The sequence below is a fragment of the Tunturibacter empetritectus genome (genome assembly GCF_040358985.1).
GTDB lineage: Bacteria > Acidobacteriota > Terriglobia > Terriglobales > Acidobacteriaceae > Edaphobacter > Edaphobacter empetritectus.
This window is the reverse complement of sequence record NZ_CP132932.1, coordinates 1,083,664-1,105,947: the sequence shown is the minus strand read 5'-3', so window position 1 is coordinate 1,105,947 and position 22,284 is coordinate 1,083,664. Positions and strand designations below refer to the sequence as shown.

Annotated in this window: 13 protein-coding genes; 8 read left to right on the top strand and 5 right to left on the bottom strand. The window is 58.9% G+C overall.

What is annotated here, in order from left to right:
• The 5 genes from RBB75_RS04465 to RBB75_RS04445 form a co-directional block, all read right to left on the bottom strand.
• Positions 1-1,485, bottom strand: a complete 1,485-nt coding sequence (locus RBB75_RS04465) for an NCS1 family nucleobase:cation symporter-1 (protein WP_179639510.1) — start codon at positions 1,483-1,485, stop codon at positions 1-3.
• Positions 1,476-2,879 carry a dihydropyrimidinase gene (gene hydA / locus RBB75_RS04460; protein WP_179639509.1) on the bottom strand — a complete coding sequence of 468 codons (1,404 nt, stop codon included), beginning with the start codon at positions 2,877-2,879 and terminating at the stop codon, positions 1,476-1,478. The genes RBB75_RS04465 and hydA overlap by 10 nt, the downstream gene beginning before the upstream one ends.
• A 72-nt stretch (positions 2,880-2,951) precedes the next feature.
• Positions 2,952-4,376 carry an NAD-dependent dihydropyrimidine dehydrogenase subunit PreA gene (gene preA / locus RBB75_RS04455; protein WP_353069690.1) on the bottom strand — a complete coding sequence of 475 codons (1,425 nt, stop codon included), beginning with the start codon at positions 4,374-4,376 and terminating at the stop codon, positions 2,952-2,954.
• Entirely contained in the window at positions 4,363-5,736 is a 1,374-nt protein-coding gene (locus RBB75_RS04450; protein ID WP_353069689.1) for an NAD(P)-dependent oxidoreductase, read from the bottom strand. Before RBB75_RS04450 ends, preA begins: the two co-directional genes overlap by 14 nt.
• A gap of 178 nt (positions 5,737-5,914) precedes the next feature.
• On the bottom strand, positions 5,915-7,162 hold the full coding sequence (locus tag RBB75_RS04445; RefSeq protein WP_353069688.1) for a Zn-dependent hydrolase: 1,248 nt from the start codon (positions 7,160-7,162) through the stop codon (positions 5,915-5,917).
• Between the two features lie 193 nt (positions 7,163-7,355).
• Between RBB75_RS04445 and RBB75_RS04440 the strand changes: the two genes are divergently transcribed.
• The 8 genes from RBB75_RS04440 (at position 7,356) to RBB75_RS04405 (ending at position 22,025) form a co-directional block, all read left to right on the top strand.
• The gene (locus RBB75_RS04440) at positions 7,356-8,633 is read left to right on the top strand and encodes an ectonucleotide pyrophosphatase/phosphodiesterase (protein ID WP_353069687.1); all 1,278 of its coding nucleotides are present in this window, start codon (positions 7,356-7,358) and stop codon (positions 8,631-8,633) included.
• Positions 8,634-9,023: 390 nt separating this feature from the next.
• Positions 9,024-11,360 (top strand): penicillin acylase family protein, encoded by a 2,337-nt coding sequence (locus RBB75_RS04435; RefSeq protein WP_179639506.1) that lies wholly within the window; start codon positions 9,024-9,026, stop codon positions 11,358-11,360.
• 81 nt (positions 11,361-11,441) lie between these two features.
• Positions 11,442-12,089 carry a GntR family transcriptional regulator gene (locus RBB75_RS04430; RefSeq protein WP_353069686.1) on the top strand — a complete coding sequence of 216 codons (648 nt, stop codon included), beginning with the start codon at positions 11,442-11,444 and terminating at the stop codon, positions 12,087-12,089.
• Between the two features lie 649 nt (positions 12,090-12,738).
• A complete protein-coding gene (locus RBB75_RS04425; protein WP_353069685.1) occupies positions 12,739-16,299 on the top strand; it encodes a TonB-dependent receptor in 3,561 nt (1,186 codons plus the stop codon).
• A 380-nt stretch (positions 16,300-16,679) separates the two neighbouring features.
• Positions 16,680-18,176, top strand: coding sequence for a GH1 family beta-glucosidase (locus RBB75_RS04420; protein WP_353069684.1), 1,497 nt, complete (start codon positions 16,680-16,682; stop codon positions 18,174-18,176).
• A 63-nt stretch (positions 18,177-18,239) separates the two neighbouring features.
• Positions 18,240-20,066 carry a MutS-related protein gene (locus tag RBB75_RS04415; RefSeq protein ID WP_179639503.1) on the top strand — a complete coding sequence of 609 codons (1,827 nt, stop codon included), beginning with the start codon at positions 18,240-18,242 and terminating at the stop codon, positions 20,064-20,066.
• A 253-nt stretch (positions 20,067-20,319) separates the two neighbouring features.
• Complete coding sequence (locus RBB75_RS04410; protein WP_179639502.1) at positions 20,320-21,078, top strand: electron transfer flavoprotein subunit beta/FixA family protein; 759 nt, start codon at positions 20,320-20,322, stop codon at positions 21,076-21,078.
• Positions 21,075-22,025, top strand: a complete 951-nt coding sequence (locus RBB75_RS04405; RefSeq protein ID WP_179639501.1) for an electron transfer flavoprotein subunit alpha/FixB family protein — start codon at positions 21,075-21,077, stop codon at positions 22,023-22,025. Before RBB75_RS04410 ends, RBB75_RS04405 begins: the two co-directional genes overlap by 4 nt.
• Positions 22,026-22,284: the final 259 nt, after the last annotated feature.

The window sequence follows — 22,284 nt, the reverse complement described above, 5'->3', positions numbered from 1 at the left end:
CTATTCCTGAGACGTTATCTGTGTCACGACGCCGGACACACCCGAAGCCGCCGTGCGGTATCCCTGCATAAGCAGATAGTAGCTGGCCGCCGCAACAAAAAAGCCAACGAACCACGCGTAGTCATAGAGGAACCGCAAAGAGGGAACAGCAAGCCCAATCAACGCGACGGTTACCCCACCGACCAGCGCAACAATCGCTCTTGGATTGATCCCGCGTGTGTACTCATAAGGCCCGCCTCTGCGATACAGCGACACCGTATCCAGCCGCGTCCCACGTATCAGGAAATAATCCGCGACCATAATGCCGGCAACAGGCCCGAGCAACCCCGAGTACCCGATCAGCCAGCCAAAGATGTAGTTGCCAAAGCTGCTCATCAGCTTCCACGGCATCATCGCCAGTCCCAGAAAGCCAGTGATCAATCCGCCGGTGCGAAAGCTGATCAGCCCCGGAGCCAGGTTGGAAAAGTCGTTTGACGGCGAAACCACATTCGCGCCGATATTTACATTCAGTGTCGCGATCAAAAGAGCAACCAGCGCCAGCAAAGCCGCAAAGGGCTGATGAAATCGCCCCAGCAAAGTGATAGGCGACCAGACCGGCTCTCCAAAGATAATCTCAGATGCTGAAGTGCAAGCGATGCCGATAAACGAGTAAAGCACCATCGCAACCGGCAAACCGAACGCCTGTCCCACAATCTGCGAATCCTGAGACTTCGCATAACGTGTAAAGTCCGGAATATTCAGCGACAGCGTCGCCCAGTACCCCACCATCGCCGTCAACGAAGGGAAAAAGAAACGAAGAAAGCTGCCAGTCGTATGGAAGTGGCTCGGTGCCGAAAGCATCGGTCCAAATCCACCCGCCTTATGCAGCATCCAGAAGAGCAGCGTCAGCGACATCACCAGCATGAAAGGCGCAGAGAAGCTCTGTAGAAATCGAATCGATTCGACGCCCCGCCACACCACATACATATTCAGCAACCAGAATCCAAGAAAGCTCGCCCACAGCACCAAAGGCATCTGGGCAGTCTGTGGCCAAAGCACTCCAATCATCGCGGCAATCGCCTGCCCTCCAAGCCACGACTGAATACCAAACCATCCGCAAGCCACAAACGCCCGCAGCATCGCCGGAAGATTAGCTCCCCGCGTCCCAAAGCTCGCGCGAACAAACACAGGAAAGGGAATCCCGTACTTCGCGCCAGCATGTGCATTCAGAAGCATTGGCACCAGCACGATCAGGTTTCCCAGAAGAATCGTCAGAATCGCCTGCTTCCAGTTCATGCCACCCGCGATCAGCGACGACGCCAGCATATACGTCGTCACCTCCATCGACATCGAGAACCACAGCGCAATGTAGTTATAGGTCCCCCACGTACGTTGAGCCGCGACCGTAGGTGCAAGATCGGCGTTATAGAGGCGCGAGTCATGTTCCGCTGCAAGATCAGCGGCAGACTGATCAACAACTCGTGTCGAAATCGAACTTACTGCCACGCCCCTCCTCTCGCCTCACGCCGCAGATACTGGCCACGGCCCACCGCCGCCACATAGCGTCCTCCATCCGCAACAAGCTCCCCACGCGAATAAACCTGCCGGGCATTTCCCTTCACCTTCCACCCTTCAAACATAGAAAAATCGCAGCGCATACTGTGGGTAGCCGCAGAGATCACGTGTTCCGCCTCAGGATCCCACAGCACAATATCCGCATCCGATCCAGCAGCAATCGTCCCCTTCTTCGGATACATCCCGAAGATGCGCGCCGGCGCAGTCGACGTAATCTCGACAAACCGCTGCAGCGAAATCTTTCCCGCATTCACGCCGAAGTGATACAGCAACTGCATGCGATTCTCCACGCCCGGCCCCCCGTTAGGGATCTTGGTGAAATCATCCTTCCCCAGCTGCTTCTGATCCGCAAAGCAGAACGGGCAATGGTCGGTCGAAACCACCTGCAGATTGTCCGTCGCCAGCCCATCCCAAAGCTTCGGTTGATTCTTCTTCTCCCGCAGTGGAGGAGTAAAAACATACTTCGCCTCTTCAAAACTCTTCCCCGGCATCTGATCTTCGATCGACAGCAGCAGATACTGCGGACAAGTCTCCGCAAACGCCGGCACTCCGCGATCCCGGGCCTCACGAACCTGATTCAGAGCATCCTCACTCGAGAGATGAACAATATAGACAGGCACTCCAGCCATCTCCGCCAGCGCAATCGAGCGGTGCACCGCCTCCGCCTCCGCCTTCGTAGGCCGCGTCAGCGCGTGATAGACCGGAGCAGTCTTCCCCTCCGCCAGCGCCTGCTGCACGATCACATCGATCGCACTTCCATTCTCCGCATGCATACAAACCAGCGCACCATTCTTCGCCGTCTGCTGCAGCGCCTTAAAGATCGTCCCGTCATCTACCATCAGCACATTCGGGTAAGCCATAAAGAGCTTGAAGCTGGCGACACCCTCCCGCACCATATCGTCCATATCGTGCAGCCCCTGTTTGCCATTATCGGAGCCAAGATCGGTCACAATCATATGCAGCCCGTAGTCGATACAGGCCTTGCCGTCGGCCTTCCCCATCCAGAGATCCAGCGCGTCCCGCATCCGCGTTCCCTTCGCCTGAATCGCAAAGTCGACAATCGTAGTCGTCCCGCCGATCGCCGCCGCACGTGTGCCCGTCAGAAAATCATCCGCAGAGACAGTCCCTCCAAACGGCATATCCATATGCGTATGCGCGTCGATGCCGCCCGGCAAAACAAAGAGTCCAGCCGCGTCCACAACCGTATGCCCCGCAGGATCAATTCCGGCCCGGACCTCCAACACCGTGCTGCCATCAATCAACACATCCGCTTTTTCGAAGCGCTCGGCCGTGACAACGGTGCCGTTCTGAATCAGAGTCCCCATACACATTGCTCCAAACTATTTCCACGCTGTAGTTCAACACGAGAGGATGCTCCATCTCTAAAACACACCGCATCAAGTATTCGTACTCATCACTTCACCCGTCCCCGTCGCGACCAGCCCCTTGGCAACTCGCTCCTCCCAGCTCTCGAACGGAAGATCCTTGTCGATGCGCTCCATCGTGATGCAGTTCTCAACCGGGCAAACCAGCGAGCAAAGATTACAGCCCACGCAATGGTGCTCATCTACCCGCGGAATGCGCTCAAGCGGAGTAATCGCGTTCGTCCTGCCCGAAGTTCCCGAGTCAAGCTTCGGAATAGGCGTAGTCGAAATTCGTCGCGCAGATTCAGCCTCAACCATCTTCGGCGTCCGTGTCGTATCCGGCGCAGGCGATGTGCGATCAAGATGAATGCACTGATGCGCGCCATCCCAGCACGCCGTATAGCAAAGCTGGCATCCAATGCATAGATCCTCATGAATACGAGCAACAATCTGGTAGTTGAGATTAAGCTGCTTCCATTCGTGAACATTCGGAAGCGACAACCCGCGAAAGTCTTCGATCGTAGCGAAGCCCTTCTCCGCCATCCAGTTCAACAACCCGTCCTGCATATCCTCGACGATCCTGTAGCCGTAGTGCATCGCAGCCGTACACACCTGCACCGTGCTGCATCCCAGCAGAATAAACTCCGCCGCATCGCGCCAGCTTCCAATGCCGCCAATACCTGACAGAGGAAGCGCACTCGTAGCATCAGCCTGTATCTGCTGAACCATGTTGAGCGCAATCGGCTTCACCGCAGGCCCACAGTAACCGCCATGCGAACTCTTGCCATCCACATTCGGATTAGGCTGAAACGTATCCAGATCGATGCCCGTAATCGAGTTGATTGTATTGATCGCCGAGAGCGCATCCGCCCCGCCCTGCTTTGCAGCCCGCGCAGCCACACGGATATCAGAGATATTCGGAGTCAGCTTAACAATCACAGGCGTGCGAGCCTTCTCCTTAACCCACCCCGTAATCTGTTCGCAATACTCTGGCACCTGCCCCACCGCAGACCCCATCCCCCGTTCGCTCATCCCATGCGGACATCCAAAGTTCAACTCCAGCCCATCCGCCCCCGCATCCTCCGCACGCTGCACAATCTCATGCCAGCTCTCGCGCTTACTCTCAACCATCAGCGAAGCGATCACCACATGCTTCGGATACCGCCGCTTCACCTCCGCGATCTCCTGCAGGTTCACCTCAATCGGGCGATCCGAGATGAGCTCAATATTATTGAAGCCCATCATCCGCCGCCCCTCCCAATCGATCGACGAGTAGCGCGAGCTCACATTCGTAATCGGCTCGCCAATCGTCTTCCACACCGCTCCTCCCCAACCCGCATCGAAGGCCCGCATAATCTGCTCGCCGCAGTTGGTCGGCGGTGCAGACGCCAGCCAGAACGGATTCATGCACTCGATGCCGCAAAAGGTACTCGCAAGCGTCGGTCTATCCTTTGCCATGTTGCACCCCCAGCCATCCAGCGATTCCGATTCCAGCACGCTTCCCGTCCGCCACCGCGTCCACGACCTCGCGCCCCCCGTTCGTGCAGTCTCCCCCAGCAAAAAACTTAGGCTGAGAGGTCTGCCCCGTCGCACGATCGATCACAATCCGGCCACGCTCCAGCTGAATCTTCCCGAACGCACTCGAAGACCCAGAACTCGAAGATCCAGAGAGAAAATTCGCATGCGTAGCCTGCCCAATCGATAGAACAATCAAATCCGCCTCGAGAACAAACGCCGAATCTTTTTCAGGCACAATCGAACCATCCTCAGTCCCCGCAACTCTCGTCAGTTCGAGTCCCTTCACGACTCCATCCCCGCGAATCCCTGTCGGCTGCACATGCCACAGGAACTTCACGCCCTCGTCCTTCGCATGCTGGTATTCAAACGTGAACGCCGACATCTGCTCCTGCCCTCGCCTGTAAAGAATATGGACCTCGCTCGCACCTAGCCGCACCGAAGCGATGGCCGCATCGATAGCAGTATTTCCCGCTCCCACCACCACCACGCGCTCCGGCACCGTCGTCAGCGCACCGGACTTATACCCGGCGATTAGATCCAGAGCATTCGTCACCCCCGCAAGTTCCTCGCCAGCAACTCCGAGCTGATGAATCGCGCCAAGCCCAATCCCCAGAAAAACCGCATCATGCGTCCGTTCCAACTCCGCAAGCCCCGCCGCATCCACCTTCGTCTCGAAGTGAAATTCCACTCCCAGCTGCGAAAGCATCTCAATCTCCCGCAGACTCTCCACCAGCGGAAGTTTATATTCCGCCACCCCATAGGTATTCAAACCCCCAGGCAGAGGACGCGCGTCATAAAGATCGGCACGAATGCCACGCCGTCGCAGCTCAGCAGCACAAGCCAGCGAAGCAGGTCCCGCACCGATCAGCGCGACCGCCAACCCAGTCTCCGGCCCAGGCTCAAACGGCAGCGGAGCTCCACTCTCGTGGAGCGCGTCCATTGCGAAGCGCTGAAGCCGTGCAATCTGAATCGGTTGTTTGTTATACCGGTGCATCACGCATGCACCTTCGCACAGCACCTCAACCGGGCACGCGCGAGAGCAGCTCGCACCCAGAATATTCGCATCCAGAATCGTTCGCGCCGACCCAGAAAGATTTCCGCTGGCAATCTTCTTAATAAAGCTAGGCACATCAATATGCGTCGGGCAGGCGGTCGTACACGGAGCATCAAAGCAATACAGACAGCGATTCGCCTCGGGCACAGCGGCCTGTCTGTCGAAGGGTGGATGCAGATCGCCAAAACGCTCTACCACCTCTGGAGTGGCTACAACCTGCTCAGGAAAGGGAACGCGCTCGTTCATCGGAGTCCGGTCGCCTCTTCGAAACGCCCATCCAATGGAAGCAGTTGCATCATGGAAGAAGACAACATGACCCTCCTTGCCCCGCATATCTTTTCTCAGGAGTGACTATTATGCACCATCACAACAAACTCCTCGTCAGTCGAGAGCGAAATCCACCGTGAAATCACAACACACGCCGTTATCCTCCCCGTTCGCTCAACCACTCCAACGTCTTCCTCGCAAGCCGGTCAAAGGCCTGCACAGCCAGCGTCAAATCTTCGACCCTCGTATCTTCCGCCTTGTTATGACTCAGTCCGGCAAGCGACTGCGTAAACATCATCACCGTCGGAATCCCCGCGCGCGCCACCTCCGCAGCATCATGCAACGGACCCGAGGGCAGTCGATGGGACACGCCCGCCGTCTCGCGGACAGCTTCCTCGGAAAACGCAATAAGCTGCGCATCAAACGGTATCGGTTCGATACTCCAGATCCTCGACCAATCGACCGTGCATCCCTCTTCCTTCGCAAAGCGTTCACTCGCAGCGCGAGCCTCGGCTAACATCGAGGCAAGCACCCCCGCGTCCAGATCCCGCATATCAAGTGTCGCCTCGCAGCGTCCAACCACAGCCGTCACAATCCCAGGAAAAGTCTTCACGCTTCCCATCGTCGCAACCGCGTCCGGATGCCGTCGTGCGATCGGACGAATCTCAAGCGCCAGCTTCGCCGCAGCGGCCAGCGCATCTCGTCTCGCACCCATCGGAGTGGACCCCGAATGAGCCTCCTGCCCAAGGAACGTAATCGCATGCCGCTCCACGCCTTTGGTTCCAAGCACAACTCCCAGCGGCAGCCCCATCCCTTCAAGCACCGGCCCCTGCTCGATATGCAACTCCAGGTAAGCAGCCGCACCGCCTCGTTCTTTTGCCGCGTCTCCTATCTGATCCATGGCGACGCCGCAACTCCGAAGTGCATCCTCCAGCCGAACTCCATCGCGATCCGTACGTCCGCGATCAGCCTCAATCGTATGGGTCCCGGCAAACGCAGACGAGCCGAAGAGACTCCGTCCAAAGCGCGCTCCCTCTTCATCCGCCCAATCCACCAGCCGAATCGTGATTGGCGGTTCGCCCTCGAAATCCTCCGCCAGACTGCGCAACACCTCAAATCCAGCCAAAACACCCAGACACCCATCCAGCCAACCGCCGTTCGGAACCGAATCGAGATGACTCCCCAGAATAAGTGCTCGCTCGGAGCCCCCCCGCAGCGTCGTCCACGAATTTCCCGCAGCATCATAATGATGCTCGAACGGCAGCCCCTCCAGCTTGCTCTGAAACCACGCCCGCGCCTCCTGCCACACGGAACTCCACGCCACCCGCTGGGCACCATTGGCATCTGCCGTTAGGGCACGAAGTTCTTGAAGGTCGGAGATCACTCGCAACGGATCAACGGGCACGCATCGTCTCCTGAAAAGTAGTCCTAAAAACAAATCCTGAAAAAATAAGGTTATACCCAAATCCGCAGCTGCAACTTTCATCAAAACACGGACGTCAGTCTGCCAGAGAATCACTAACATCAATCCAGACCTCTCTGTATCAGCCCACTCGTCCATCAACCAGGCTCATAGCCAAGCAACCAGGGAGCACTGTTTGTTCGCTCGCCATCTCATCCTCAAAGCGTGCCTCATCGCAGCTCTGTTTGCCTCTGCAGCGCAAGGCGTTCGAGCGATCTCTCCCCAGAGCGCTGATAACGGCAAGGTTGTCGAGACCGCCGGGCCTCTCAATTCGCCCAGGCAGCAGAAAAAACACTACGTCGTTCTGGTCTCGCTCGACGGCTTCCGCTACGACTATCCACAAAAGTGGGGCGCACCCCACATCGCCGCGTTAGCAAGCACCGGAGCAACAGCGCCGGAAGGAATGCTTCCCGCATACCCCTCCATCACCTTTCCCAATCACTTCACCCTCATCACCGGCCGCTATCCCGAGCACCACGGCATCGTGGGCAACACCTTCTACGACCCCGCCCGAGGCGAGGGTTATTCCTACAAAGACAACAAGACAAATCGCGACGGAAGCTGGTACAGCGGCACTCCTCTCTGGTCGCTGGCCGAGCAACACGGAATGCGCGCCGCCTCCTTCTTCTGGCCCGGCTCCGAGGCCCAGATCGCCGGCGAACGGCCCGACGAGTACGTCCACTTCGACGACGCCTTCGACGACGAAAAGCGCATCGACCAGGTCATCGCGTGGCTCCAGCTGCCGCCACCGCAACGCCCTCACTTCATCACTCTCTACTACAGCAACACCGATCACGCCGGCCACAACTACGGCCCCAACTCACTCGAAGAGCAGCAGCAGGTCCATCACGTCGATCAACTCATGGGCGACCTGAAGTCCAAGCTCGACGCCACGCATCTCCCCATCGACCTCATCATCCTCGCCGATCACGGCATGACGAAGGTCGAAGGCGACTGGATCACCCTCGACCAATACGCCGATCTCTCGCACTTCAAAACCGATGGCGCGCTCCTCTACGCGGACACCGAAGCCGATGCGCAGAAGGCCTACGAGAGCTTTCGCGCTCACACCGACCCACGTTTCACTGCGTACCGCCGAGCCGACGTCCCCGCCTATCTGCACTTCAACGAAAACCCACGCGAAGGCGATCCTGTCATTGTGCCCAACGGACCCTACGTCTTTCGCGCCCATGAAAGCTCCCGCAAGCCGCCCGCAGGCGACCACGGCTACGACGCAACCCGCATGCCCGAGATGAAAGCCCTCTTCGTCGCGAATGGCCCGGACATCCGCCCAGGAACAAAACTCCCAAGCTTTCAAAACGTAGACGTCTACGACTTCATCGCAAAACTCCTCCGGCTCAAACCCGCACCCAACGACGGAGAACTTAAACCGCTGCGCCCAGCTCTCAAGTAACGCAGGGGGCTGCGTTCCCAGGCGTCTCGCGATCAATTGGCACACACACCCTCAAGCTCGGCGTCCATACCACATCGACCAGGTCAATGAGCATCCCAACGCCACCTTCAACCACACCCAGTTCTACGGCCCCGTGCGGTCACGTCGTGACGTGTATACCGGTCGCGGTAGGATGAGTTGCACAGGTCCTCCCGTTGGTCGGAAGAGAAGGTCGATTCCGACCAACGGGAGGACAGCGCGAAGCACTAAAAAAGGCGTGTGAACGCCCGCCCCACGCGCAGTGGGCCTGTCCGGCAGCACAGCTTCTAACCAACGGAATTCTCCCAGCAGGTAAACTGTTCGCACCGCCGCGCCAGTCGAACTTACCCCGCTCACGGAGATGCGCCGTTCATGCAGAACAGAAGCTGTTTCAATCCGCTTGTCATCCTCATAGCAATCCTGTTCTCTTCAACCGCACTCCGCGCAATACAAAACGAAGAGCAGACACGCTGGAAGCAAGAAGCAGCCAACGTCACCATCACCCGCGACTACTGGGGAATCGCGCACATCCACGGCAAGACCGACGCTGACACCGTCTTCGGAATGGAGTACGCCCAGGCCGAAGACGACTTCAATCGCATTGAGATCAACTACATCAACGCCATGGGCCGCCTCGCCGAAACAGAAGGAGAATCCCGCATCTACCAGGACCTCCGCATGAAGCTCTTCATCAACCCCATAGCACTGAAGAAGCAGTACGCCGACAGCCCCGCATGGCTCCACGCCCTCATGGACGCCTTCGCCGACGGCCTTAACTTCTATCTCTACCAACACCCCGAGGTAAAGCCGCGAGTCATCCACCACTTCGAACCCTGGATGGCCCTCTCCTTCACCGAAGGCAGCATAGGCGGCGACATCGAACGCATCGACCTCCCGCAGCTCGAAGCCTTCTACTCTCACCCACCGCCCGTCGCTCCTGCCGTTGGCTCTCATCTTTCTAGCGAGCCTCAAATACAGTCATCTCGACCGGATGCGGCGCATCTTGCCGCCGTAGTGGAGAGACACCCGCACTTCATTTTCACGGCAAATCTTCCATACATCCACGACAGCGACCCACCCGAGCCCACCGGCTCCAACGGCATGGCCATCGCCCCATCGAACACCGCCAACCACCACGCCCTCTTGCTCATCAACCCCCACACCTCTCTCTTCTTCCGCTCCGAACTTCAAATGACCAGCGACGAAGATCTCGACGCCTACGGAGCCGTCACCTGGGGCCAGTTCTTCATCTATCAGGGCTTCAACCAGCGTGCCGGCTGGATGCACACCTCGAGCGGTGTCGACGCGGTCGACGAGTATCTCGAAACCGTCGAGAAGAAGGGCGACCACTTCACCTATCGGTACGGCAACCAGCAACGCCCCATCACCGCCGAGCAGATCACCATCCCCTACAAGACCGACCACGGCATGGCCGAAATGAAGTTCACCATCTACCGCACCCATCACGGCCCCGTCATCCGCGAAGAGAGCGGAAAGTGGGTCAGCATCCGCCTCATGCAGGAGCCCATCAAAGCTCTCACCCAGTCCTATCTCCGCACCAAAGCCACCAGCTACAAAGCCTTCCGCCAGACCCTCGAACTCAAAGCCAACTCCTCCAACAACACCATCTTCGCCGACGCCGACGGCGATATCGCCTACTTCCACGGCAACTTCATCCCCCGCCGCGACCCCGCCTTCGACTTCACCAAACCAGTCGACGGCAGCAACCCCGCCACCGACTGGAAGGGTCTCCTCACCGTCGACGAGATCCCCCAACTCCTCAACCCAGGCAGCGGCTGGCTCTACAACAGCAACAACTCGCCCTGGTCCGGAGCAGGCGCCAGCAGCCTCCGCAAGCAGGACTACCCCGCCTACGTCGAAACCGGCACCGAAACCGCCCGCGGCCTCCACGCCATCCGCGTCCTCGAGAACAAAAAAGACTTCACTCTCGACTCACTCATCGCCGCCGCCTACGACAGCTACCTCCCCTGGTTCGACAAGCCACTCCCCGCCCTCCTCAAAGCCTGGGACGAAGCCCCGCGCTCCAATCTCCTCAGAGCGAAGCTGACCGAGCAGATCGCAACCCTCCGCCCTTGGAACCACCGCTGGGCCGTCGACTCCATTCCCACCTCGCTCGCCGTCTTCTGGGGCGAAGACATCCGCCGACACACCCTCGCCGACGCCAAAGCCGCCGGCATCTCCGTCGAAGACTTCATCGCAACAAGAGTTTCATCCGCCCAGCTCCTGCAATCGCTCTCCAACGCCACCGACAGACTCACCGCCGACTTCGGAACCTGGAAGACCCCTTGGGGCGACATCAACCGCTTCCAGCGTCTAGCCGGTAATGGCGTCGCGACTGGGAAAATCGCCCAACCCTTCGACGACACCCAGCCCAGCATCCCCGTCCCCTTCACCTCCTCCCTCTGGGGCTCCCTCGCCTCCTTCGGCGCCCGCCCCTACCCCGGAACAAAGAAGTGGTACGGCACCAGCGGCAACAGCTTCGTAGCCGTAGTCGAGTTCGGAGACAAAGTCCACGCCAAAGCCGTCACCGCCGGAGGCGAGAGCGGTGACCCCACTTCCCCACACTTCAACGACCAGGCCACCCGCTACAGCACCGGCAATCTCCGTGACGTCTACTTCTATCCCTCCGACCTCAAGGACCACATCGCCCGCCAGTACCATCCCGGAAGTCAGGAGCCCGGCAACTAAGAAATCCCTCAAGTAAATCCCCACAAGCCACCGCCATAAGCGGCCTCTGTCCAGTCGTGTAGAATCCTCCAGACCACCATCATGATTAAGCTGGCGAAAATCCCAAACCTCACCGAGCTCACCTACCGGAGCATTAAGCAGAGCGTGCTGAACGGGACCCTGGGCGAGCTATCCCGCCTCACCGAAGAGTCCCTCGCCACCCAGCTCGGCATCAGCAAATCTCCCGTCCGCGAAGCCCTCAACCGACTCGAAGCCGAAGGTCTCGTTCGCATCGAAGCCCGTCGCGGAGCCTACGTTCGTCAGTTCTCCGCCAAAGAGATCCGCGACCTCTACGAACTCCGCGAGCTCCTCGAGGTCCACGCCATCGAGGCCGCGACCATCACCCCTAAACTTCTCACCGATCTTGCCGCCAGCATCACCCGCACCAAAAAATTCCTCAAAAACGGCAACAAGCTCGAGCACATCGAAGAAGACATGCGCTTTCACAGCCTCATCGCCGCCGCCACCGGCAACCAGGAGCTCAGCCGCGTCCTCGAGAACGTCCAGCAGAAGGCCCTCCTCTGCCGCTCCAAGTCCTACGAGCTCTCTGCAACCACCGCCCCCGTAGCTCACACCAGGATCTACCAGGCCCTCAAAAAAGACTCCAAACGCGAAGCCCGCCTCGCCATGCGCGATCACATCGTCTTCGTTCGCGAGCGCCTCCTCGCCACCTTCAAAACCCCAAACTGAGCCTCGCAAATTCCGTAACTCACCACGAGCCCCGCCAGCCCCAACCTCGCCCAAAAACCTCCACGCTCTTGTCCATTTTTAGGGACGAATCAAAGGTAGTAAGCACTTCAAGCAGTAACCAGCCAGAGTCCCGCACCCCTCAAAAATCGTCCGACCACTGCCCCAAGGGCACCCCGCCCCTCTACACACTTGTTGTCGGAATATCGCCCAAAAGCGGAATTAACTCACACAGGGATAACGTGATCCAGCATCTCTGAAAAAGCAGCCTTCCATTCCCGCAAACTGGTATGACCAACCCCGAACCAACCCCGAACCAACCCCGAACCAACCCCGAACCAACCCAAGACAAGCCTCTCGGCCGACCCTCCGAAGTCACTCCCCGGCCAAAAACTTTCTTGACAAGCAATAGGCCGATCCAGCAGAATCCTCAGCCGGGGAAGATTGACGACATTTCCCCTACTCAAACGTTTGAAGTAAATGCAGGACGAGCAACATTTGCCGGATACGGCGACTTCCACCGAACAACAGTAGTCAAGTAAGTAGATTCAACGTGTTGAGCAGCTCTAAACAGAAGTCTGCCAACACAAGTACAAGAGCGTCAGATTCACTTAAACGTTTCACAAACCCAAAGCTCGAAGGGCAGGACAACATGATCAACGAGGTAACTACCCAGATGGACCGCTCAGGCCAGTGCGGACGCAGAATATCTCTCAGAATAGCTAAGGGGTGGAGCAAGCCGGCATATCTCCTGGCGCTCCTCGTCCTCTTTACCTCAGCCGCCTTCGCGCAGCTGACCACCGCCGACATCCTCGGCACCGTCACCGACGCCACCGGCGCCGTCGTTCCCAACGCCACCGTCGTCCTCACCAACACCGGAACCAACGAGAAGCGCACCACCACCTCCAACGGCTCCGGCGACTACAGCTTCAACCTCCTCCCGGTCGGCCACTACTCCGTCTCAGTCAAGGCTGCTGGCTTTCAGGCCCAGGTCGTCAGGGACCTCTCCGTAGAAGCTGGCGACCGCGCCCGCAACGACGTCCACCTGCTCACCGGTTCAACCGACACCGTCGTCGAAGTCACCGCCAGCACCCCGCTCCTCCAGGCCGACAGCGCAACCGTCAGCTCGACCGTGACGGCAAAGGCAGTGCAGGACCTTCCCCTCAACGGTCGTAACTTTGTCCAGCTTGTTCAACTCGTCCCCGGCGCCAACGAAGGCCCTGGCAACGGTCTCAGCAGCGGCGGCCGTCCCGACGATCGTCGTACCAACGCAGCCGGTATCTCCGTCAACGGACAGGACGACACCCTCAACAACTGGGTAGTCGACGGTATCGACGACAACGAGCGCATCATTGGCTCCATCGGTGTCAAGCCGAACGTCGAAGGCATTCAGGAGATCACAGTCCAGACCAACAGCTATGCCCCAGAGGCTGGCCGTACCGCTGGCGGCGTCATCAACATCGTCACCCGCTCTGGAACGAACGCATTCCATGGCTCGGTCTACGAGTTCTTCCGCAACGACATCTTCGATGGTCGCAACGTCCTCCAGACCACCGGCAACAAGCCTGAGCTCCGTCAGAACCAGTTCGGCGGCAGCATCGGCGGACCCATCTTCCGCGATCGAACCTTCTTCTACTTCGACTACGAGGGACTGCGTCAGGTCTCCGGCGTCACTTACTCCAAGAACGTTCCAACCCTTAGTGAGTACAACAACATCAACAGCTTGAACGGGGGTTCGCCTCAAGCGCTCTTCTCCACCGGCAACAGCACATCCCAGGCCGCCGCCGGAACACTTCCAGGCCAGGTTGGTCCAGTTCAAATCAATCAGATCGCGCTCAATTACCTCAAATTGTTCCCCGCGCCGAACGCCGGCACATCGGGCCAGTTGACCAATAACTACATCATCAGCCCGAACAAGACACAGACCAGCAATACGTACGATGCCCGTATAGACCACAGGTTCAATGATAAGAACATTGTCTTTGCCCGCTTCGCTTACAACACAGTCACCACCTTCACGCCTCCGGGTCTCGGAACCGCTCCAAACGGCATCGAACTCAGCGGCGGTCGTTACGACTTCGACGGTCCTGCGACGGACGTAGCTCAGCAATATGCTCTGGGATACACCCACATCTTCAGCCCAGCTCTCCTGCTCGACCTCCGGGCCGCATTCACACGCATCAATAACCTATCGCTTCCGCTCAACTACGGTAAGGGTGCTGATCAGGCAGTAGGCTTTGACCCGATTATGACGTCCTTCAGCCCCTTTGCCGATTCACTGACGCCGTTTGCAATTGGTGGTCTCTCCGAACTCGGTGACGGCGCGTATGTTCCCCTCCAGGACATCGACAACACCTTTCAGTACAGCGCCACCATCAGCTGGACCAAGGGCAACCACAACATCAAGGCGGGCGCCAGCTTCCTTCGCCGCCAGGCTCGTAACGTGCAAAGCGCCTCTGCCGTCGGAAACTACGGCTTCGGTCTTGTCAGCGACAGCAACGCCAATCTGAATACCCAACAGGACAATCAACTTGCGTCTACCCTGCTTGGCGCCTTCCAGAACAACGGTCGGCAGTTCGACCTCACCCCGCCCGACTACCGCAGCTATGAGCCCAACGGCTTCGTGCAGGATAGCTGGAGGGTCAACCCGAAGTTAACTCTCATCTACGGCCTGCGTTACGATGTCTTCACCCCCTTCACCGAAGCGCACAACAGAATCGCAAACTTTGACTTCCTGCAGGCGCTCACGTCCACCCCGGCGAACGTAACCTCTGCACTCAAAATAGCTGGTGTCAATGGCGTCGACTCGCAGGTAAATATCCCAACCGACTACTCGAATGTGGCTCCTCGTGTTGGTTTCTCAGCGTCCTTGACTCCCACGATTGTTCTTCGTGGCGGCTATGGACTCAGCTTCTTCCCCGGTAACTACACCTCTAATGCCGACCTGAAGAACGCACCGTTCGTCTCCAACTTTGCTCCGAACTGCCAATCGAGTCTCGCGATCAATCTGGAAAAGAACACCAACGGTGGTACGCTCCCATCCGGCCAAAATCAGGACTGCGCAGCCGTAGGTGGAGCGCCCACAGCTCTCGTCCCGACTGGCTTGCCGGTTCCTTCCGCACCGGATGTGACAAACATCACAGCCATTCCCGCTCTGGGACTAACGGCCGAAGCTCCGAAGTTCAAGTCGGCTCTTATTCAGCAGTTCAACCTGCAGGTTGAACAGCAGATCGGTGCCAACGTGTTCACCCTCGGTTATGTCGGCAACATCGGCCAGCATCTGCCGGAATCAATCAATAACATCAACCAGCCGTTGCCGTTCAACCCCGTCACCAATCCGGGCGGTTCAGCGCGTCCTTTGGCAAACATCGCTGGCAATATCAACGGCATCAGCTACATCAACAGCGGCGGTGTCTCCAACTACAACGCACTCCAGGCGTCCTTCCAGCGTCGCTTTACCAAAGGTCTGGCATTCGACGCAAACTACACTTGGGGCAAGGGGCTCAGCGACATCACTGGCTTCTCCCAACAGGGCGGCAACCAGGGTTGGAGCAACGCCAATCCGTTTGCAATTCGCCAGATCGAGTACGGCATCGCGGAAAATGACATACAAAACCGCTTCGCTCTCTCGCTCAACTACGAACTGCAATATGGCAAGAGCTTTACGGGAATCAAGAAGGCCGTTCTCTCCGGATGGCAGGCCAACACGATCACCGTCTGGCAGAGTGGCAAGCCCTTCACCATTACCGAAACTGGCAGCGGTGCCGACAATCCATTCGAACTCAACGCCGCTGGTAAGCTGGTCCAATTCGGATACAACAACCGTGCGACCCCCCAAAACAACGGCGGTCAGGATCGTCCCAACCAGATCGTCGCCGATGCCCGCGGTTCGAAGTCCAATCACAACTTCTTCAACACCGCAGCCTTCGCCCCTCAACCCCTCGGAACCGTCGGAACCACGCAGCGTAACTCGCTCTTTGGCCCCAACTTCCGTCACGTAGATCTCTCCATCTTCAAGGACTTTCCTGTTACCGAACGGGTAAAGGTTCAGTTCCGGGCGGAGAGCTACAACATCTCAAACACGCCAAACTTCTACATCGGGAACGGCAGCTCAACGGCTCAATTCGGCAGCAGCGGCTTCGGCACTGTCTCGCAGGTTGACCCGAACTACACCCCCCGGCTGTATCAGTTCGCACTCAAAGCGCAGTTCTAACCCAAAGCAATATCCAGCCCGTCGGCGAAGTGAAGCCTTCTTCGCCGACGGGCAATTTTTGCCCTATCCTCAACTCCCCCGGAAGTCGTCATCCTGTCCTTTCAACGTCGTCATCCTGAACGGAGTGAAGGATCCCCGGATTTCGCTTTGCTCAGAACTCGCCCCAAAAATAAATTTCAAAACCTGTCACATTTTTCAGACCACAAAACTCACCATCCAAAACACCACATCCACCACACAGACCACCGCAACCACACCACCAAAAACCACCGTCGAAAACCACGTTTTTCCCAAAGCCCCCTTCTAAATCCGAGTTCCACCCATCCAGATTTTTTTCCGCGAACTTCGTTCAAAAACAATCCGCACGGAGACCACCTGACATGAATCGCCGAAGTTTTCTCGCCCAAACCTCCGCATGGGCCGCAGCCGCCGCGCTCCCCAACCTCGGCGCAGCCTCCATCCTCCCCTCCCTCGACGCCTTGGCCGACCAGGGCCCAGCCGCTGCCGAGGTCAAGTTCCCCAAGGACTTCCTCTGGGGCACCGCCACCGCTGCCTACCAGGTCGAAGGTGCCTGGAATGTTGACGGTAGAGGCGAGACCGTTTGGGACCGCTTCAGCCACTCCCCCGGCAACGTCAAAGGCGCCTACACCGGCGACACCGCCTGCGACGACTACCACCGCTACCCCGGCGACATCGCCCTCATGAAGCAAATGAACATGCGCAGCTACCGCTACTCCATCGCATGGTCGCGCATCCAGCCCACCGGCGAAGGAGCCGTGAATCAGAAGGGAATCGACTACTATAAGCGCCTCACCGACGCCGTCCTGGCCGCCGGAATGCGCCCTCTCGTTACCCTCTACCACTGGGATCTCCCCCAACCCCTTGAAGACAAAGGCGGCTGGCCCAACCGCGACACCGCCGCCCGTTTCGCCGACTACACCGAGATCGCCGTCAAAGCCCTCGGCGATCGCATCAACACCTGGGCCATCTTCAACGAACCATGGGTCTTCACCTACCTCGGCTATGGCAGCGGCGTCCACGCCCCCGGAAAGCAAGATTTCGACCTCTTCCTCAAAGCCTCCCACACCGTGAACCTCGCGCAGGGAGACGCCTTCCGCGCCATCAAAGCCATCGCCCCAAAATCAAAAGTCGGCAGCGCCTTCAGCATGTCCTCCACGACTCCCGCAACCTCCTCGCCGGAAGACGCAGCCGCGGCCAAACGCTTCGACGCCTTCAACAACGTCTGGTTTCTCGAAACCGCACTCCGCGGCCGCTATCCCGAAGCCTTCGTCCACGGCGTCCCCCTCGAAACCATGGGCTTCCAAAGCGGCGACGACAAGCGCATGACCGCGCCCCTCGACTACATCGGCGTCAACTACTACTTCCGCCAGATCGTCGCCAATCTCAAAACCCCAGCCCCCACCAAGCCCTCCTACGACGCCATGGGCTTCGACCACTTCAACGGAAAGGAAGGCCCCCTCACTGAGATCGGCTGGGAGGTCTACCCGCGCGGCATGTACGAGATCGTGCAGCGCGTCTCGCAGGACTACAAGCTCCCCATCGAGATCACAGAAAACGGCTGCTCCTACGGCGACTATCCCGACGCCACCGGTCGCGTCGCCGACGTTCGCCGCATTCACTACTACCGCGAGCATCTTCGCGAACTCGCCCGTGCCATCCACGACGGAGCCGACGTCCGCGCCTACCACTCCTGGTCCATCCTCGACAACTTCGAGTGGTCCGAGGGCTACACCCAACGCTTCGGCATGGTCTTCGTAGACTTCCCCACACAGCGCCGCTTCATGAAGGACTCAGCAAAGTGGTACACCCGAGTCGCCGCCACCAACACCATCGAAGCCACCCCAGCCACTACATAACCGCCTCAAAACAGAGGCACAGGGGTAAGCGATAATACCTCTGTGCCTCCGCCCGATCTTTCAATGCCCGATTACTCTCCGTCCGATCTTTCTCCCTCCGAAGAGTACAGGCAGCGCCAGCAAGCCCGCGAGCAGCAGGTCGCGCACTTCGAAAAACTGCACCGCCGCTTCGGAAATCTCCGCCTCCTCGTAGTCCTCGCAACCCTCATCGCCGCCTGGCTCTCTCTCCACAACGACGTCTTCTCTCCGTGGTGGCTGCTGGCCGGCCCCGCAACCTTCCTCGCCCTGGCCATCCTCCATGCCAGAGTGCTCCGCAGTCGCGCCTGCGCCGAACGCGCCGTAGACTTCTACCGCAAGGGCCTCGCCCGCACCGAAGACCGCTGGAGCCAGACCGTCCCCAGCCAAACCGGCGAACGCATCGACACCCACGCCAGCCTCTACGCCACCGACCTCGACCTCTTCGGCCCCGGCAGTCTCTTCGAACTCCTATCCCTCGCCCGCTCCCGCATGGGCGAAGACACCCTCGCCGCGTGGCTCCTCTCTCCATCCCCCGTCGCCGACCTCAAGCAACGCCACGCCGCCCTCACCGAACTTCGCACCCGCCTCGACCTCCGCGAAGACATCGCCATCCTCGGCGAAGATCTCAAGGTCGGCATCCACGCCGAAGCCCTCACACACTGGGCGGAAGCCTCCAATCAGCTCAAGCATCAAGCTCTCCGTTGGATCTCTCTCCTCCTCTCCCTCTCATCGATAGCTTCAGCCGTCTTCTGGGCCGAGCGCGGAGAAAAAACTCCCTTCTTTATAGTCCTCATCCTCGCTTGCATCCTCACCGCCTCTCTTCGCAAACAAACCGCCGAAGTCCTTCAATCCACCGAGCACGCCCTCAAAGATCTCCAACTCCTCTCCTCCCTCCTTGCCCGTCTCGAACGCGAAGATTTCGAATCCCAACGTCTGCAGACCCTCAAGCAGCAACTCTCCTCGCATCACCTCGCCGGCTCTCAAGCCATCGCCCGCCTGCGCACCATTGTGGAGTACATCAACGCCCTCGAAAACCCCATCCTGCGCGCCCTCAACGTGCCACTCCTCTACGGCGTCCAGGTCGCCTATGCAGCCGAGGCCTGGCGCAACGCCCACGGAATCGCAGTCCGTTCCTGGCTCACAGCAATCGGCGAAGCCGAAGCTCTCCTCTCCCTCTCCGCCTACACCTACGAGCATCCCGCCGATCCCTTCCCCGAGTTTGTCGAAGGCCTCGACCACATCCCAGCTCCGCCCTGCTTCATCGCCGAACAACTCGGTCATCCCCTCATCCCCGCCGCAAAGTGCGTTCGCAACAACGTCAGCATCTGCGGCGAAACCCGCGTCCTGCTCATCAGCGGCTCTAACATGTCCGGCAAGAGCACCCTTATGCGCGCCGTCGGCATCAACACCGTCCTCGCCATGGCTGGCGCTCCCGTCCGTGCCCAAAGATTGCAACTCACACCGCTACAAATAGGCGCAAGCATCCTCATCAACGACTCGCTCCAGGAAGGTAGCTCCCGCTTCTACGCCGAGATCACCCGACTCCGCCAGATCTGCGACCTCGCCGAACAAAATCCCCCCGTCCTCTTCCTCCTCGACGAACTCCTGCAAGGCACAAACTCGAAGGATCGTCTCATAGGAGCTGAAGGCGTAGTCCGCGCTCTGCTCGACAGCGGTGCCATCGGCCTCATCAGCACCCACGATCTCGCCCTCACCAACATCGGCGAACAACGCGATTCTCGTCTTCACAACGTTCATCTTCAGGACGAAATCAAAAATGGAACGATGAGCTTCGACTTCAAGTTGCACGAGGGAGTCGTCACCAAAAGCAACGGTATCGAACTCATGCGCCTCATAGGCCTAAAGGTTTGATTCGCAACTTCCACCGACCGAAGGGAGGACCAAAGCCGTCAGATCCATCCAGAAAAGGTATGCGAGTCACGAAGTGACCGCCCCACGCGCAGTGGGGCCGTCCGGCAGGACAGAGTTTTTGGGGAGCGTTGACGAACTGAACGCCCATTCAGTATCCTTCTCGCGTTGGACCAAAGCTCTTTTCCCGAACTAATCCCATAAAGAGTCAAGCCAAACAGTCAAACAACGACACACAGGATAAGGTAGAGATGACATGCGCATACTGACCTACATTCGGCAGGTCCTCGACGCCGAAGAGAGCGTACACATCGCGAACAACGCCGTCGCGCTCGAAAACAGCAAGCTCGTCATGGACACCATGGACGAGTACGGCGTCGAAGAGGCGCTGCGCCTCCGCGAGAGCGGTATCGAAGCCGAGATCGTCGCCGTCGCCGTAGGTCCCGCCCGCGTGCAGGACGCCCTCCGCACCGCCCTCGCCATGGGTGCCGACCGCGCCATCCACGTCGAAACCGACACCCGCCTCGACGCCATCGCGCTCAGCAAAGTCCTCGCCCAGCTCGCCACGCAGGAAGAAGCAACGCTTATCCTCTCGGGCGGTCAGCAGGCCGACTGGGACTCGCACGCTCTCGCCGCCGCCACCGCCGAGCGCCTCAACTGGCCGCAGGTCACCTGGACCAGCGCCCTCGAACTTGCAGGCACCACCCTTACCGGCAAGCACGACGCCGACGAAGGTAGCGAATCCTTTACGCTCGAGCTCCCCGCCGTCGTCACCACCCAGCAGGGACTCAACGAGCCGCGCTATCCCACGCTCCCCAACATCATGAAGTCGAAGAAAAAAGAGCTGCGCAAAGAGGCTTTCGACCAATTCGATGCAGCGCCCAAGCTCAAGTTCGTCAGCGCCGAGATCCAGGTAAAAAATCGCCTCAACAAAATCCTCGATGGCAAAGACGCCCCAGCCGCCGCCGTGCAACTTGTAGATCTTCTCCGCAACGAAGCCAGGGTGATTGCATGATTCTCGTCGTCGTGGAGTATGCCAACGGCAAAGTAAGCAAGAGCACCTGGGAGATGATCACCGCCGCACGCGAGTCAGGCCGCGAAGCCCCCGTCACCGCCCTGGTTCTCGGCAGCAACATAGCAGCCATCGCCGCTGAAGCAGCCAAAGCCGTCGACCAGGTTCTCGTCGCCGATCTCCCTGCTCTCGCCCAGTACGACCCCGAACTCTGGTCCACGGCGGTCGCACAGATCGCCACCGAAGGCGAAGCCTCCCTCATTCTCATCGGTGGTAGCCGCAGCGGTCGCGAGTACAGCCCACGCGTAGCCATCAAACTCGACGCGCCCCTGCTCGAAGACGTCATTACACTCAAAGCTACCGGCGAAACTCTTCAAGCCCAGCGCTACACCTTCCTCGCGCGCGTCACCGAGACCATCGAAACCACCGCGCCCATCGCCGTAGTCACCATCAAACCCGGCGTCTTCAATCCCGCAGCGCCGAAGGCCGAAGCTGCAGAGCAGTTCGACGTAGACCTCAACCTCCCCACGCCGCGCCTCAAGATCACCGGCAAGACCGCCGAACGAAGCTCCCGCATCTCGCTCGCCGAAGCCGAGATCGTCATCTCCGGAGGCCGCGGCGTAGGCAGTGCCGAAGGCTTCACCCAGTACGTCGAAGCCCTCGCCGACCAGCTCGGCGCCGCAGTAGGAGCCACCCGCGCCATCGTCGACGCAGGCTGGCGCCCCTACTCCGAGCAAGTCGGCCAGACCGGCAAGACCGTGCAGCCCAAGACCTACATTGCCATCGGCATCTCCGGCGCGGTCCAACACCTCTCCGGCATGAACAAAAGCAAAACCATCGTCGCCATCAACCGCGACGCCGAGGCCCCCATCTTCAAAATCGCCGACTACGGCATCATCGGCGACGTAACCCAGTTAGTCCCAGCCATCCTCGCCGAGCTAAAAAAATAACTTGTTCAAGAGACCATCAGCGCGCGAGATGGCGATCCATCAAACGCGAGGAGTTATCTCAGAAATCGACGTTTTTGCATCTAGGTACCCCAAGGCTTTAGCCTTGGGTCTCTCAATCTGCCTTTAACGCGGGGCTTTAGCCCCTGGGGTATGTCTTTCTCATCCCGCGATTCGTATCAATGCATGGCAAGATCCAACGGTTCATAGAAAACGACGCACAGTTCGTCATAACAAGCACTAGACTAGCGGCTCAAGCCCA

Coding starts and splice junctions, on each gene's coding strand:
- hydA (WP_179639509.1), bottom strand. CDS start 2,879: ATGGGGACTCTGATTCAGAACGGCACCGTTGTCACGGCCGAGCGCTTC.
- preA (WP_353069690.1), bottom strand. CDS start 4,376: ATGGCAAAGGATAGACCGACGCTTGCGAGTACCTTTTGCGGCATCGAG.
- RBB75_RS04450 (WP_353069689.1), bottom strand. CDS start 5,736: ATGAACGAGCGCGTTCCCTTTCCTGAGCAGGTTGTAGCCACTCCAGAG.
- RBB75_RS04435 (WP_179639506.1), top strand. CDS start 9,024: ATGCAGAACAGAAGCTGTTTCAATCCGCTTGTCATCCTCATAGCAATC.
- RBB75_RS04430 (WP_353069686.1), top strand. CDS start 11,442: ATGATTAAGCTGGCGAAAATCCCAAACCTCACCGAGCTCACCTACCGG.
- RBB75_RS04425 (WP_353069685.1), top strand. CDS start 12,739: ATGATCAACGAGGTAACTACCCAGATGGACCGCTCAGGCCAGTGCGGA.
- RBB75_RS04420 (WP_353069684.1), top strand. CDS start 16,680: ATGAATCGCCGAAGTTTTCTCGCCCAAACCTCCGCATGGGCCGCAGCC.
- RBB75_RS04415 (WP_179639503.1), top strand. CDS start 18,240: ATGCCCGATTACTCTCCGTCCGATCTTTCTCCCTCCGAAGAGTACAGG.
- RBB75_RS04410 (WP_179639502.1), top strand. CDS start 20,320: ATGCGCATACTGACCTACATTCGGCAGGTCCTCGACGCCGAAGAGAGC.
- RBB75_RS04405 (WP_179639501.1), top strand. CDS start 21,075: ATGATTCTCGTCGTCGTGGAGTATGCCAACGGCAAAGTAAGCAAGAGC.